This window comes from Sporosarcina sp. P16b, from assembly GCF_002743065.1.
Taxonomy (GTDB): Bacteria; Bacillota; Bacilli; order Bacillales_A; family Planococcaceae; genus Sporosarcina.
In genome coordinates, this window is record NZ_PDYO01000003.1 from 1 (window position 1) to 15,695 (window position 15,695).

Sequence of the window (15,695 nt, forward strand, 5' to 3'; positions counted from 1 at the left end):
TAATATATGTTTATATTTGTATGATGGTACCCGTGGGGGTATTCACTCAACAGCTAGAAAGTACTATGGCTGTACAAAACATTAGATTGAAAATCAAATTGCATATGGTTAATGTAACACTTCGTATGCTTGCAAGTATATTTATGTATATTACACTTCCAAGTAGCCTGTTATTTCCAGTATTACTTACGGTGGGCGTCAATATTATTACTATAATAGTATATGTATATTATTCTAAGGTAGTACCTAAACCTTTAAATAACGATAGATTATTTGTGAAAAAAGTGCTCGTATTTGGTTGGCTTCCAATGCTGACTGCTTTACTCATAACATTTAATTATAGTATTGATATTATATTCTTAAAGTCTCTGGCAAGTCCATACGAACTTGGCATTTATGCTACAGCAGTTGGCTTAATTAATTATTTTTGGTTAGTTCCTGATGCTTTTAAAGAAGTTTTAGTTTCACGAGTAGCACGATCAAATTCAATTAAACCTATAATCCTTTCGATAAAAGCATCTTTGTTTTCTACTATCATTATAATTATTGCTTTTTATGTTCTGGGAAGTACTGCGATAAAACTAATGTATGGTGAACAATTTTCTGAAGCATACGATATAACCTTGATACTATCATATGGTGCAATCAGTATGATTTTTTATAAGATGATTGGCACTGTTTTTTTAGCAGAAGGAAGAAGATGGTTTTACTTCTTAACATTATTTTTAAGTGTGGTAATAAATGTAATAGCTAATATGTTTGCTATTCCAAAATACGGAATGTATGGCGCAGCAGTTTCGACAGTTATTTCATACTCTATATGTGGGTTAACTTTTTTGATTTACTTTATGAAAGTTAAAAAACTGAGTATATGGGAAACTACTATAATTTCTTATACTGAAATACAACAATTTAAATCTTTAATAAAAGGAGAAAAAAAGTGACTAATATAAGAACTTATAATATCGCTAGGTGGCTATATATAAAAAAGATCCCTTTATTTCCAAGAATTTTTAACAGAATGACGAGATTAATATATTCATGTGAAATTCCATATACAGCAGAAATTGCAGATAATGTTACTTTTGCACATAAAGGTTTAGGCGTTGTTATAGGTCATGATACTGTGATTGGAGAAGGAACTAAAGTTTTGCAAAATGTAACTATAGGAGGCAGAAGTGGTATTAGGGCAAACCCAGTTATCGGAGAAAATGTTGTAATTGGTGCGGGAGCCTGTGTATTAGGTGATATTAAAATAGGATCTAATGTGCAAATTGGTGCAGGAGCTGTTGTATTAGACAGTGTACCCAAAAATACTACTGTGGTAGGTATTCCAGCAAGAGCGATATGATAAATCGGAAACTATTATCTAATCCATGATTATTGCGTGTGAATTCGAGCCACATCTGCCGAGTTTTTAAAAACGCGTACCTGTGCAACATATAATTCGGACGCTATTCAGATGATTTGGTAACATATTAGAAAAGAGTTTTTGATGGTAAGCGTTAAATAGTCAACTAACGAACACATAACACATAACACATAACACATTGTTGCTTATAAATAAAAATGCCCCGAGGAATCTTATGGTTGATTCTTTGAGGCATTTTGTATTTCTTAAAAGCGAGTACCTCACACTACTCAGACATAATTCAGATAAGTTATGACGTATTAGAAAAGAATCATTCGATAAATCAATCGAACGATTCTTTTTCATTTAGCTTTTTATCCAGTTTATTTCACATGGTTCAAACTACAATAGCCCACTACCTAAATGTTCATCTACTTACTCGAGTTCATCGGCCAAGTCCTTCATCACCATCTTCACCTGAAATCCTTCGAAAGCTTGCAAGAGATGGCCAACCTCATTCCACGTATACGGCTTACCGTCAATGATGACAAGTGGTGCTTTGGTATTGGCTGAATCGTAGGCAAGTATGCCTTTTAGGTGGTGTTGTTTTACATATGTATAGGATTCACCCGATGGAAATTTTCCCATTTCCAAATAAGTCTCCGAAAGGCCACGTGTTGTTTTTTCTTTCAGTTGTTCGAATAGCTTAAGCTGATCGGCATCCAGTTCCCCGTCCACTGCAAATTCGTAACCTTGCTCCCATCGTTCACGTGCAGTCAGCAAAATCGCTGTTCCGGTGATCTGCCGCTCCACTTCGAAAATACGTTTTACTCCATTCGCGTCATTTGCGACAAACGTTTTGGACAGTTCCGGAAGTTCTATTCCTAACTTTGCCGCCATCAATGTATTATAGCAATCCATACAGAGTGACTGATTGCCGAATCGCACGCGCACTTTGTCAGTACTGCATATTTCACACTTCATCCGATCTCCCTCCATTTATAGCTTTATCGTATCAGAAAAGCGTGTATATGTGCATTGTACAATTCGGACTCTATTCAGATAACTAGTACCTGATAAAAAAGATATCCCATCGTACAAAATGATCTTATAAATAATTTAGCTATTCCTATATTTTTAAATCGATGACACTAAAATCTCTATCATTGCAATGAGCTGTACAAAACCTGGAGATACTATAAGTGGACCTTTTGAATCTGACAGATCCTAAACGGGCCTTCAGGTGTTGATGAGGGAAATTGATCAGACATGTGAAGCGTATCGATTAACGCGTGTCATCTTAGGAATCGAGACGACTGCTCATTACTATGAAGGCATAGTCAGAGTATGTAATCAACAGGGCTATATAGCGAGAGTAATCAACGCAGCGACAACATCGGAAGAACGAAAGAGATGCTGAGCTATTAGAAAAATGACCGAATGACAGGGTGACAGGTTCCCGCATAATTCTATAGTTCATTAATATGTGCTTTAATTAAAAGTAAAATAAAACAATATATCAGACCCCAACACTCCACTCTACAGATTAAATCTGTAAAGTAGAGTGTTTTTTTATGCCCAGTAAACACGAATTATCACGATATCTATTTTCCGTCAAGAGCTAAGAAAAATGTGTAGTTAAAATAAATTTCACACTAAAATAAACGACTAGTTAGAATATTGTGTGGACTAAGCATTATTTTTGCGCTATACTAATCAAAATGGCACGGGGAGGAAGACTCATGTTGGATGCAGGGCTTACCACCCGGATGAGTGGTAGGAGTTATAAACAGTTTGGAAAAGAAGTTCTTTGCACTCAAATACACTTTTCTATGCTGGAGGCGATGTTCGAAGTAGATCATGAGGTACAAAGGCAGTTGGATCCAAAGAAGCGTAGGGATATTCGGGATTTCATACTCGATAGTTTGGAAAAAGGGGAGCCGTTTTACTTTTCACCATTTGTGTTCTCCAGTCGAGGAAATATACAAGAAATAGATGGTGGCTTTGTGTTGAAACCGGGATGTAGTATTTATGTCCTGGATGCACAACACAGAATGTCTGCGATTGCTTCAGCTATTAGTCAGTTGAAATCGAAGAAAGAAGCAGCGGAAGAGACGGGGAATCAGGCGGAAGCTGAGGAGTCACGGAAGTTTATTCAAAAACTAGCGGGATATCCTGTTTCGATGCAAGTGTATTTGGATTTGAATCAACAGGAAGAACGGCAGTTGTTTACGGATTATAATACCGAACGACGCGAAGCGCATCCGGGATTTATGTTGTTGTATGATCAACGGGACGCCTATACCGAGCTGACGCGTACTATAGCAGAGCAGATGAAGACGCGGCTAGATATTGATCAAGTGCGTTCGCGGCTCACGGAAGCGAATACGTCTATTACTTCTTTAATTACAATGAAGAAGTGTCTGCTTGCGTTATTTGAAGGGTGCTTAACGGTGAAAACAGGTAATCCGTATTACAAAGGTTGTAAAGCAAGTGAAGTACCAGCTATTGCAGAAGCGTTCTTTGCATCTTGGTTGCAACTGTTCCCTAAACGGATGACGGACCGGAAGAATTATGCTTGTGGTGTAACGGGTGTTCAAGTAGCACTTGCTTATACGGTCTATATGCTAACGCGAGAGCAGTCAATGACGCATATGGAAGCCATTCAGCAACTGCAACTGTTGAAGAAGAGATGCACATGGAAACATAATGATTCTGCATTTGATCATATGTACAATAAACCATCCAAACAAGTACGGAATCATTCGAATTCCACAGCGATTAAGCGAACGATGCTAGAATTTTTACTCATCATTCGTGAGGAAAGGGAGCGTTTGAATGATCGTCAATGAGATATTTTCCAAGAGGCAAACCATGGTGATCTATACGGTGAAAGAGTTGACGAAAATGCTTGACGATCAGCGTTTGGTACTTAGAGAAGTCAATGCGGGGCAGGCTCGAATGATTCGACGGTATATACTCGACAATGTTATTCAGGAACAAATTTATCTTCCACCTATCGTTGCGGCAATCGAATCTGGAAGTCTTGCAGACGGCCGGCCGGATTCATTGATCATAATAGATGGTTCGCAGCGTATGAAAGCGCTAACACAACTTGAATCGGCAGTTTCTCGCATGACGAGTAGTGATGATACAGCGGAACAGAAGAAAGGTTTTACGTTACATTATATGCTCAATCAAATTGAAGTAGCCGTACAAGTGTTTGAAGGGCTGTCGCCAAAAGAAATGGATCAGCTATACATAGATCTCAATACAAAAGGAAAAAAGGTGTCCTTATCGAAGCGGATTTCTTACGATTCGCGCAATGAAGTGAACTCGCTTACGAATAGGCTACTTGAGAGTCATCAGTTGCTTCGAAAAGCGGGAGTGGAGTTGGAGAAGGCTGCCGTCATGAGACCGCGTAATACCAATTTGGTTTCGTTGTCGCAATTGAGACGATTGGTTGGCTATTTTATGACAGGTAAAGTAGTGAGCGGAAAGATTGCGATGCATAGTGAAAATACAGGAGAAGTGGAAGAAACTTACGAACTACTGATGACATGGTTTGATGAATTGTTCAATTTGCACGATGCGAAAACGATAGGAGACTATAAGGTATCTATGTTGGCAAGCTATTCAGTCTTGTCAGCACTAACTCAGTATGCCTACAGTGGAGTGGAAAACGAAACGTACGCAGTGAAACAGCAAACGATTCAGGAGCGTATGCGAAAGCTTTCCCATGTAAACTGGTCACCCAAACGCGATGTCTGGAAGAAATTCGACGGCGATGTAAGAGGTAAGGACAAATACTATTATCTAAAACACGATAAGAAAACCAATAAGGCATTGATTGACTGGCTGCGCCTTGAAGGAGGTGAGTAGGTAATGGCAGGAAAAAATCCCCGAGTGTTAGCAGTCTGCGGAGACTCACTCGGGGATTACCGATTGGAGTATACCAATCTATATCAAGTATACTCTTTTTTTATTAATTTAAAAAGCAATTGAGAAAAAAGGGGGACACAGAATGAAAGTCGAAACGAACTTTATGATTACGAAGGCAACATGCATGATTTATCCTACGTACAATGAGGTAGGTAAACTACAGTCGGTAGCGATGGAAAACAAAGAGTTGATCTATGTTGATTTCAAGCCGACAGATTTACTGGACCAAAACATTCGTTACCATGGATCTAGTTTGCGAGGTGCGTGGGAAGGATCCCGCGTCATTCTAGGCGGAAGATTCGCCATGATACCGGTTATAGTCAATGAGAAGCTGAATATGTATTGGTTTCCTCTTTACTCACCATCACGACCAGATTGTGCGTGGTTTGCACTGCAACGGATCCACAGCTATCATAGTCTGAATAAAAAACAAACACGTGTCTTGTTCGACAATGGCGAAAGCTATATTGCGGACATTTCGTATACAAATTTTGATGGCAAATATGTACGAGCTTGCAGGCTGAAGCACGCGATGGACAGAAGGACAGAGTCATTGATGGTATGTGAGAGTCCGCAGTCTGCGACGTATTTGATTAGTCGGGATACGAGTGACAGGAGTTATAGTGTGGAATTGGATTGAAACAGGCTCCCAGAAGATTAAGTAAATATCGTCTATGAAGATAGCGAATTACTTTCTATGAAAGAAAGCATGTGCACGAGGCAGGTATAAAAATGATATTAGGTCCCAATACAATAATTACATCACAAACATGTATAGACATGTACTTAATTCATTAGTACTTGCTGTCGTTGTTTGAAAAATTTATGAGAATTATATCGATCAATTTTGATTGGTAGTTTGATCGGTTTTACTTAAGTAAGAGGTACTTGCGTATCATATAACTTGATTTAAACACAATTCGAGTATTTAAATGGTGAAAAGAGAAAGAACACAAACCACTACCGTTTACTTGCGCAAAGTTGCGTACTAATTTCTCAGGAAGTCTTCTTATCATGAAAGTGATTTGAAGACTTCTTTTAAATCGCATTTAGCCTCACTGAAACAGTTTATTTTCTGAAATTCAGATATATACATATATTTCTTTAGGCTTGTATCTTTAGTTGTATGCCTATTGTATGATGTAGGTATGAAAATATGTACGTCTGAAATTTTCAAATAAAATAGTAATGGAGAAAATGTATGGGGAAATTCACTAAATTTTTATGTTTACTTATTATTACGTTTGCCGTGCAACTAATTATTACAAGCGAGACAACCTCTGCTAAAACAAATGAAAAAGTTTACAAAACGTACAGCTTGTATGCTGACAAATCTAAATTCCCGATTAAGCTTGGCAATTCTTTGGTCATCGATCTAAAAGGTGAAATAGAAGGGCCCCGTATTCTAAAAGGCAATCGTGCTGTTTGGGAACATGTCGGAGGTTTTATGAGTGGTGATATAAGTTTTACAGTTACTAAAAACAATGATACATATCTCTATTATAAGTTTGGCTCTGGCGGAGAAGAGATGGTAGAAGTTGTAGGGGTCGATAAAAATGGAAAAGTCTTTATGAAACGAACTTTTGGCGGTGAACATGCTTCGATGCGTGCTCAATTCCTATCATCAAGCACTATTGAAATTGGCGTTGAGAAGTACAGCAGGTATTATGATGGTACGACAGCTAGCAAACATACAGGAGAATTTAAATCTAAGTTTTATCAGCTGTACATTAACGGATCTGTAAAAGAACTTGCTTATTTTGATAAATCGTTTGTTGACTTAGTAAAACAAGGTCGGCTGAAAGCAGTACCTGGCTCACTTGGAATGCCATATTCCAAATTAAAGACGGCACTCAATGATCCATGGGCAACTCAGGAGATTGCGGAAGTATATAATTTCTATCATTCGGAAAAAGGTCACTACGGTTTTTATCACAACTCAAATAGAAGCACCAAAATAAAGCCAAATGCACAAGTTCGTGGGATCTTCCGAAATTCAGAGCTTTATGGAACGCGAAAAGAACTACGTCCCTTTCTTAGAAAGAATTTCGGTAAAGAAATACTGAATAATAGTACATACTTAGATGTATACAAAGTAGGGAAATACTATCTTGCTGTGGAATATTCAGAAAATAGTACTGTACATATAAACTTAAATACGCAGAAGATTTACTATTAAGAGAATGACTATATTCCTGTATGTTTAAGACGTAATTATTTTGTGTTTACCAGACATGAAGACCGAATAATTGCATGCACCACCACAGTGAATTTAATAAAGCCGAATAAGATATATCTCAAATCTGACAGCAGCAGGGACCTAGGCATAACTTACACGACTTTCAGAAAAATTTAGAGAATAAAAACACCCTCACGATATCTAAAACACTCTAGTTGAAGTTCAATGAAGTAAAGCGTTATGAACGTAGGATGTCGGGTATGCGGCTTGGCTTGCTTAGAAAGCCAAGCCAGTTGAAAATTTAATGGGAAAGGGCAAGATGAAAATGCCGAAAACGTATATAGTCAACACTAATAAATCAAACAACACGGTTAATGAACAAGAGATGATAACGCAACAAAAAGTATCGGCTTACTATACTCCGTGGAAATACTTTATCGATGAAATTGAAGCAGGGGATATTGTGTATTTGTATGGTAATGGGCAAGGAATTATTGCACGCGGCATCGCGACGGGAGTAGTGGAAGTCGCAGATATTGGCACTCAGACAGACGAGGAGCATTATATGCATCTTGAACGCTTTGAAATATTGGAACATCCACTTGCTCCTTCAAAAATCACGGAAATCGCTCAAACTGCAACGGATAGTAAGTATATATTAAAATGGAATCAGACCATGATTCACTTACCAAATTTCCTAGGATTAAAGGTTTGGCAGTATATCACGAAACATTGCATGTAATAAAATACTGTTACGTTGATCGAATGAAAATCTGTATTTGTACACCTTACAAATACGCTCCTTGACTGAGTAAATCAGTTGAGGGGTTTTTTAGATTACTAGACATTTTTCCTTTAAAACAAAATAGTATCGTCAAGTTATCTGGGGGTATTACGTATTGTTTTTAAAGGAAACTAGCAGTATGAATCTACCGCTGACGGATTCCTATGCGATGAAAGTTGCCTACATAATACCTTTTAGCGGTTATTCGATGAAAGTTACAGAGGTAGTACAATAAAAATGCTCCTAAAGAATAGAATTACGAAAACAGATAAAGTTGTTGCAAAGAAATGATTAGGAGGAAATTATGTTTAGAAAATTGCTGTTCATTCCATGTTTAATTGTAAGTATGCTAGTTATTACAGTTCCACCGGTTTCTGCCACTACACTTAAAATGAAGAACTACGAAGGGGAATTATCTGAGCATTCAAGTGAAAGTGATTTCGTGCAAGATAATAAAACATATGAAGAAGTGCCATTTTCAACTGTTACAAAAACCATAAAGTCTATTGTGCCTGACCGAACTTCATTGAGTCTGCTTCCTAATCTACAATTAGCTACTCAGTGGAAACCGATTGAAGTCATTACGGACCCATTAAAGCCATGGCGTATTACATTCAGTCAACCGATGAGTCTCTCCGAAGAGAACTGGTACAATGGAAAGATATTGGATGAAGTAGGAACTGAAGTTTCATTGAAAATCGGTATGAATGCAAATAGACTTTTACTTACACCGACTGTTCCTTATGAAGAAGGGAAGACCTATACGCTACTTCTAAACAAGGAGTTGTATAACGAGCGTGGCATTTCGTTAGGAAAAGATGTTTATCAGCAGTTTGTCTATCAGTCACCGAAGCCTGCAATACATATTCCTGATTATGCATTAGAAAAAGCAGTAAGGACGGCATTAAATAAGCCTAATGGTATTATCACAGCAAGTGATATGTTAAGTCTTGAAACTTTATTTGGCGTGGATAAAGGAATAAAAGATTTAACAGGCTTGGAGTATGCCAAAAACCTGAAAGAGTTATTCCTACAACATAATCAGATTTCGAATATTAGTCCGCTTAGAAACTTAGTTAATCTACAGAAACTAAGCTTGGAAAATAATCTATTGAGCGACATTAATTATTTGTATAACATGAATAAGCTAGAGTTACTCTGGTTGAATTTAAATCAAATATCAAACATAGGCGTCCTCAAGAATTTAAGTAGTTTACAAGGACTAGCTCTTCAAAATAATCAAATAGAGGATATTACTCCTCTTACTGATTTAGCAAATTTCAACTGGTTGAATTTACAGAATAACAAAATTGTTACTATCAATTCACTACTTTTGATGAATACGACTAAGCTTGAAGTTTTATGGCTGACTGAAAATCCATTAGAGTATTTATCTAATCAAGTCGTAAATACATTGAGAAAAAAAGGTGTTAATGTTTCACATAATACGGTGATCTCTTCGAGTAATCCACCATATGAAGGAACAGTATATGTAGACTCTAATATCATCACAGCAAATGATCCATCAAGTTTTAAAAAGTTAAGCTATGCGGGAAGAGCAATGAGGACAATGTATGATCGTAGAAGTGCGAGTTGGATACAAACTAATCCCTACTTATTCCGCGCGGAGTATTACGATGGAAACCCTATTGAAATTCAAGTGAATCCTGAGTTTCAAAGCAATGCGGAAGCCGAGTCCCAAGCGATCCGATTTGCTCGTCCAATTGGTCAGCTGCCGAACTTTTTAAGGGAAAGAGTGTCAACTGTTTGGATTCATAAGGGAAAAGAACTGTTTGGCGGTGGAAATAATAATATATTGATTCACACGGAGCAGGCTGATCAATATACTGAGCTAGGCGTATTGGAAGAAGTCCTGTTTCACGAAGCAACACATACATCTATTGATCCGGTGTATTCCCACCATTCGGGGTGGAACGCAGCCCAACAAGCTGACGGGAATTCCATTTCAAGTTATGCAAAAGAGTTTCCAGATCGTGAGGATCTTGCGGAGTCGCTTTTGATGTACTATGCGTTTAGACAAAATCCTGAACGTATTAGTAAAGAAATGAAACATACAATAAGTAAGACGATGCCCAACCGGATTATCTTCTTTGATCAACAACTCTGAAAGAAGGTACCAGGTCCCGACACAACTAAGTTCCCTAGTATCATAGGGGCATTTTATCCTGATGAGAAGAGGTCAAATTAAACATTCAAGAGGCGAAATTTTAGTTATTGGATAGATACGATTTTGAGACAGTGGCAACCTTGTCTCTTGTTCGTTGTAAAGGGGATTTAGAGCTTGTCCTATTAAAAAGTGAAAATTAGAAAACATTATAGTAAAGTTGGTTTTGAAGTGGTATTATTTTCATGAGTCAATAGTATTGTTCTGGTATTCTGTTAACCGCCTGTAAAAAAGGAGAGTAAAGAAATTACGGAGCACTATATGTACTTGCATCTTTTTGAGGAGGTGGATGAACCCTTTTCATCTGCAGATATTGCAGCTCTTGTGCTGTCTGTGATAGTTGAGCAGTAAAAAGAAATGCATGGTGAAAGGTAGGAAAACGGTATAAGTAAATAATTGAATTGCTTGTTTCTGAGAATCGGCATGGAGAAAAGAAGCTTTATAATCGGTATTGCGTGTTTTATTGTGGTTATGATTATAGGAAATATTGTCGAGATAAATGATGACTTAACGTCGGTCAAAGATACCGATCAGCACGGATTTTGTTCCATTTGACCAGTCGTATGATAGCATCCAATTGAAAATTGAGAGCACCACTTTTATCAACGATGTGATTGCTGATTGATTCAGCAGCGAGAAGAAGATTTAATCAGAGGGGGATTCTGTGGAGAAAATTGTTAAGGCATTATTCATATGCTTCATTGCTGCGGCTTCTTTACTGTTTGTTGCAGACATGGCCAGCGCGCAAACGAATGAAAGAGTGTATAAGGCGTATTCGGTAAAGAAAGAGCAGTCAAAATTTCCGATGAAGCTCAGTAATTCATTGGTTGTCGATATTACGTCGAACGAAAAACCAATAATTTTAAAAAATGGCACGGTGGTCTGGCAAGGGACGAACGGCTGGAGCAATGCTGTCATCAGCTTCACTGTCACGAAGAACGGCGATACGTATTTGTATTACAAAACGGACAAAAACGGTACGGAGTCTGTAGAAGTAGTTGGAGTTAGCGGTGAAGGCAAGAAGTTTTTGAATAAGATGTTCACGGGAGATGGGGCAGGCATACATACGCAGTTTGTGTCTCCGAGCATTATTGAAATCGGGATAGAAGAGTTCAGCCGCTTCTATGACGGCTCTGCTGCCAGTAAGCATTCAGACAGTTATCAATCCAAGTTTTATCAGTTGTATATAAACGGGTCTGCCAAAGAAGTGAACTACTTCGATAATGCATTTGCTACATTGGCTAAAAAAGGCCAGATGAAGTGGGTGCCAGGCGCGCTTGGCATGTCGTATTCAAATTTGAAAAAAGCGGTTGGAGATCCGTTTGCCTATCCGTTTATGGCGGAGCATTTTAATTTTTACCGTTCAGTGTTCGGGCTTTATGGATTTTATTATAACAGCAACGGCAGCAGCACGATTAAACCGCAAGCCAAAGTACGGGCTATCTTCCGGGAATCTAAATTGCACGGCAGTCGAAAAGCACTGCGTCCATATTTCAGACAGTATTTCGGCAAAGAAGTACTGAGTAATGGGAGAGATTTGGATGTTTACCGAACTGGGAAATATTATTTGAGCATACAATACTTTGATGCGAATACAGTACATTTGAATTATTCTGCTGATAATATTTTTGACTTTTAGGAGACAGAGGGACAAAAAAAAGCTACCCGTGTATCATACAATTATGAAAGTCGCCTGCACGATGAAAGCTCGTACGAAAGCGGCATATTGTGCGGTATAAGTCGAGAATAGTGGAAATGGTTTGGTTTTTAACGGAGTTTCGAATGTATCAATTGCGGCGTACCCTCAAATTAACTTCACAGAACAAAATGATTATAAATTTGCTACCTGGATTCATCCTACAGGCGGTGGCAATATCTTTTATAAAGGGTTAGGTATATGGCGAGGATACTGGTTGGCAACGATTTGGTGGGGGCAATTCAAATGTTTTGTTGAATCAGTGGACCCATATTGCAATTGTAAAGTCAGGTTATCAACTAACGATGTATAAGAATGGTGTGCTTGACGCGGCTAACTCAGGAACTTTAAATATTGCACATTTTACTTCATTAGCTTCAATGAGGTGGGCAACTATAGGGAATAATTTTAAGTGTGGCATAGACGGATTTACTATTCGGAATAAGACACTTGATTCACATTCTATCGCTAATTTGATGAATGATCAATTTCTTTTTAGTGACCCCAACTTAGTTGGTTACTTCCCATTTAGTGAAGGTTCAGGATTAGCAATCGCTAATAAGTCACTGGTTGGTAATGGTGGTACGTTATCGACAGATGTAATTTGGAGAATTGGAAAGAGATAGTATTATAGAAGACACCTTGGACCTGTACCTCACATTATTCTGAATCCTTAGTGCTATAAAACAGACACTAGATTCCCGTACAATTCATTAGACCTTTCTTGATAAATTAACGATTTAAAGTGACGAGCCTCTTAATCGATATATCGATCAGGAGGCTCTTTTCTAGTGTATCTAGTATGGGTATAGTTTATAGGACTCGAAACAGGTATCGGATTTCCGAACAATTAAATAAAAATGAGGTGGAAATTAGTTAAGGAAAGGGGATATATGGTAAGTGTTGCTTAATATGACGAGACTAGTTAATGAAAAGTTTTAGTTTATGTGAGAAAGTGTAAAACCACTTTTTTGTAAGATTACTGTATCTTTAGTTTTGAGTATATTGTATCATATTGCTATGAAGATGGAATTAAACTCATTTTCAAATACAATAATAATGGAGAGATTATGAAGAATTTTATTAAAGTTTTAAGTTTATTTATACTTATTTTTGCTTTTCAACTCATCATTACAAGTGAGTTAACTGCAGCAAAAACAAATGAGAAGGTTTACAGAACGTATAGCTTGTATGCCGACAAGTCAAAGTTTCCAATTAAGCTAAGTAATTCGTTAGTTATTGATTTAAAAGGTGAGCTGGGTGGCCCGCGAATTTTAAAAGACAAGAAGGTGGTATGGGAGGATACAGGAGGATTCGTGAGTGGTGACATCAGTTTTACAGTAACTAGAAACAATGATACATATCTTTATTATAAGTGGGGCCCACGCGGAACTAATGTCATATCAGTCGTAGGGGTCAATAAAAACGGAAAAGTATTTATGGATCGATATTTTTTTGGTGATGAAGCTTCGATGAACGCACAGTTTTTATCAGCAAGTACTATTGAGATTAGCACTGAAAAGTACAGTCCTTTTTATGATGGAACTTCAGCAAGTAAACATAGTGGTGAATTTAAATCTAAGTTTTATCAGTTATATATCAACGGTTCTTTTAAAGAACTATCTTATTTCGATGCATCCTTTGTATCTTTAGTTAAGCAAGGACAGCTAAAATCAGTACCGGGTTCACTTGGAATGTCGTATTCTAAATTAAAATCTGTATTAAATGATCCATGGGCTTATCAAGAAACTGCAGAGGTTTATAATTTCTATCGATCAGAAAAAGGTCTATACGGATTTTATTATAATGCAAATGGAAGTAATAAGATTAAGTCGAATGCACAAGTGCGTGGTATCTTCCGTATTTCCGACATTCACGGCACACGTAAAGATTTACGCCCTTTTTTCAGAAAGAACTTCGGAAAAGAAGTTCTGAACTACGGAACTAGTATAGATGTCTATAAAGTAGGAAAATACTATCTTGGTGTGCAGTATGTGAATAGTAATACGGTACATATTAACTTAAACACACAAAGAATTTATTAAAGAGAGTTTCAGGACCTGACATAATTAGTGCTTTACTCTGAGATTCAGTAGTTTAAGTAGATAAGTCACTTGATTAATATATCGACCGAGTTGTTTTTAAGTACGTTGAATATGAGCATAGATTATAGGATATGAGGCATGAATTTACAATAAAGAAATAGCATTTAAAAACAATTCAAATATAAAATAGAACAATATATCAGACCCCAACACTCCACTTTACAGATTAAACCTGTTAAGTAGAGTGTTTTTTTATGTCACGAAAACACGAGTTATCGCGTTATCAAGTTTCCGTCAAGTGCTAAGAAAAATGTGTAGTAAAAATAAATATCTCAGTAAAATAAAACAATAGTTAGAATATTATATGGACGGAGTATTACTCTTAGGCTATGCTAGTCAAAATGGCACAGGGAGGAAGACTCTTGTTGGATGCGGGGCTTACAACAAGGATGATTGGCAGCAGTTACAACAGTTCGGAAAAGAAGTTCTTTGCACTCTAATACACTTTTCCATGCTGGAGGCAATGTTCGAGATAGATCATGAGGTACAAAGGCAGTTGGATCCCAGGAAGCGTAAAGATATTCGGGATTTCATACTTGATAGTTTGAAAAAGGGGAGCCGTTTTACTTTTCCCCATTTGTGTTCTCTAGTCGAGGGAATATACAAGAAATAGATGGCGGCTTCGTGTTGAAACTGGGATGTAGTATTTATGTCTTAGACGCACAACACCGCATGTCTACGATTGCTTCTGCTATTAGTCAGTTGAAATCGATGAAGGAAGCAGCGGAAGAGACGGGGAATCAGGTGGAAGCCGAAGAGGCGCGGAAGTTTATTCAAATACTATCGGGATATCCTGTGTCGATGCAAGTGTATTTGGATTTGAATCAGCAAGAAGAACGGCAGTTGTTTACGAATTATAATAGTATCGGCGTATAGGACATAACTATCGAAGTTTACGTTTCACTAAATTTACCAACACCCCCAAAACACTGCGGGTATTTAACCACCATATTCATAGAGTTTCGATTGAAACCATGGTGTTGTTGGTGAAACGGTTGCTTCATTGCCCGTTTAGTTCTTTCTGTCATATTCAATAACTTCTTTATTCGCGACATCATAGATAAATACCCATCCTATTCTTAATTGCTTACCTACACCGTTTGAAAAGCGATGCTTAAGATATTTAGAGTACTATTTATTAAAGAAAGCAGAGTGCGTAAGTATATAATACATATTTCTATAGTGAAGTGTAAATATTGAAAACAAGCATGTTCACTTGTTAAGTAGTGAGAATTAGGCATGCAAGTACACTTAACTAAAAGACTCACAATGCATTGGAAAATATATTAAAAAAAAGTCACAGAAAGTGAAAAAATCAACCATTGGTACTAATTATGGGGTAATATATTCATGTGTCAGACAATTGTATGAAGTGTATTTTTTCTGTGAATTGTGAATGGGAAATCATAACGATTGATAGTGTTTTTCACGTATTATGGTTTAAATTGAATAC

The 15,695-nt window shown here is 37.3% G+C and carries 13 protein-coding genes and 1 pseudogene; 13 read left to right on the plus strand and 1 reads right to left on the minus strand.

The annotated features are described in order from the left end of the window. Window positions 1-944, plus strand: a 944-nt coding sequence (locus CSV77_RS05715; RefSeq protein WP_099672651.1) for an MATE family efflux transporter, incomplete at its 5' end; no start/stop codon positions are given. Further along, entirely contained in the window at window positions 941-1,351 is a 411-nt protein-coding gene (locus tag CSV77_RS05720) for a serine O-acetyltransferase (protein WP_233212181.1), read from the plus strand. The genes CSV77_RS05715 and CSV77_RS05720, both read left to right, overlap by 4 nt. Before the next feature lie 435 nt (window positions 1,352-1,786). On the opposite strand, the gene CSV77_RS05725 is transcribed toward CSV77_RS05720, so the two are convergent. After that, the gene (locus tag CSV77_RS05725) at window positions 1,787-2,335 is read right to left on the minus strand and encodes a DUF7686 domain-containing protein (protein WP_099672652.1); all 549 of its coding nucleotides are present in this window, start codon (window positions 2,333-2,335) and stop codon (window positions 1,787-1,789) included. A 265-nt stretch (window positions 2,336-2,600) separates the two neighbouring features. On the opposite strand from CSV77_RS05725, the gene CSV77_RS16880 reads away from it, so the two are divergent. The 11 genes and pseudogenes from CSV77_RS16880 to CSV77_RS05780 all read left to right on the plus strand — a co-directional run bounded on the left by CSV77_RS16880 (window position 2,601) and on the right by CSV77_RS05780 (window position 15,118). Beyond that, window positions 2,601-2,771: a hypothetical protein gene (locus CSV77_RS16880; RefSeq protein ID WP_158232027.1), complete on the plus strand. Its 171-nt coding sequence runs from the start codon at window positions 2,601-2,603 to the stop codon at window positions 2,769-2,771. Between the two features lie 322 nt (window positions 2,772-3,093). Then, a complete protein-coding gene (locus CSV77_RS05730) occupies window positions 3,094-4,203 on the plus strand; it encodes a DNA sulfur modification protein DndB (protein WP_099672653.1) in 1,110 nt (369 codons plus the stop codon). 22 nt (window positions 4,204-4,225) lie between these two features. After that, window positions 4,226-5,233, plus strand: a complete 1,008-nt coding sequence (locus CSV77_RS05735; protein ID WP_158232028.1) for a DNA sulfur modification protein DndB — start codon at window positions 4,226-4,228, stop codon at window positions 5,231-5,233. Between the two features lie 142 nt (window positions 5,234-5,375). Continuing rightward, the gene (locus tag CSV77_RS05740; RefSeq protein ID WP_099672655.1) at window positions 5,376-5,933 is read left to right on the plus strand and encodes a competence protein ComK; all 558 of its coding nucleotides are present in this window, start codon (window positions 5,376-5,378) and stop codon (window positions 5,931-5,933) included. A 561-nt stretch (window positions 5,934-6,494) separates the two neighbouring features. Further along, window positions 6,495-7,472, plus strand: coding sequence for a hypothetical protein (locus CSV77_RS05745; protein ID WP_099672656.1), 978 nt, complete (start codon window positions 6,495-6,497; stop codon window positions 7,470-7,472). Window positions 7,473-7,791: 319 nt separating this feature from the next. Further along, window positions 7,792-8,214 (plus strand): hypothetical protein, encoded by a 423-nt coding sequence (locus CSV77_RS05750; protein ID WP_099672657.1) that lies wholly within the window; start codon window positions 7,792-7,794, stop codon window positions 8,212-8,214. A gap of 346 nt (window positions 8,215-8,560) precedes the next feature. Then, window positions 8,561-10,384: a leucine-rich repeat domain-containing protein gene (locus CSV77_RS05755; protein WP_099672658.1), complete on the plus strand. Its 1,824-nt coding sequence runs from the start codon at window positions 8,561-8,563 to the stop codon at window positions 10,382-10,384. 721 nt (window positions 10,385-11,105) lie between these two features. Next, the gene (locus tag CSV77_RS05760) at window positions 11,106-12,080 is read left to right on the plus strand and encodes a hypothetical protein (protein ID WP_099672659.1); all 975 of its coding nucleotides are present in this window, start codon (window positions 11,106-11,108) and stop codon (window positions 12,078-12,080) included. Between the two features lie 272 nt (window positions 12,081-12,352). Further along, window positions 12,353-12,763: pseudogene (locus tag CSV77_RS05765) on the plus strand (LamG-like jellyroll fold domain-containing protein); the annotation flags it as partial. 444 nt (window positions 12,764-13,207) lie between these two features. Continuing rightward, window positions 13,208-14,182: a hypothetical protein gene (locus CSV77_RS05770; protein ID WP_099672661.1), complete on the plus strand. Its 975-nt coding sequence runs from the start codon at window positions 13,208-13,210 to the stop codon at window positions 14,180-14,182. Between the two features lie 684 nt (window positions 14,183-14,866). After that, window positions 14,867-15,118, plus strand: a complete 252-nt coding sequence (locus CSV77_RS05780) for a ParB N-terminal domain-containing protein (protein ID WP_099672663.1) — start codon at window positions 14,867-14,869, stop codon at window positions 15,116-15,118. The last annotated feature ends 577 nt before the right edge of the window (window positions 15,119-15,695 follow it).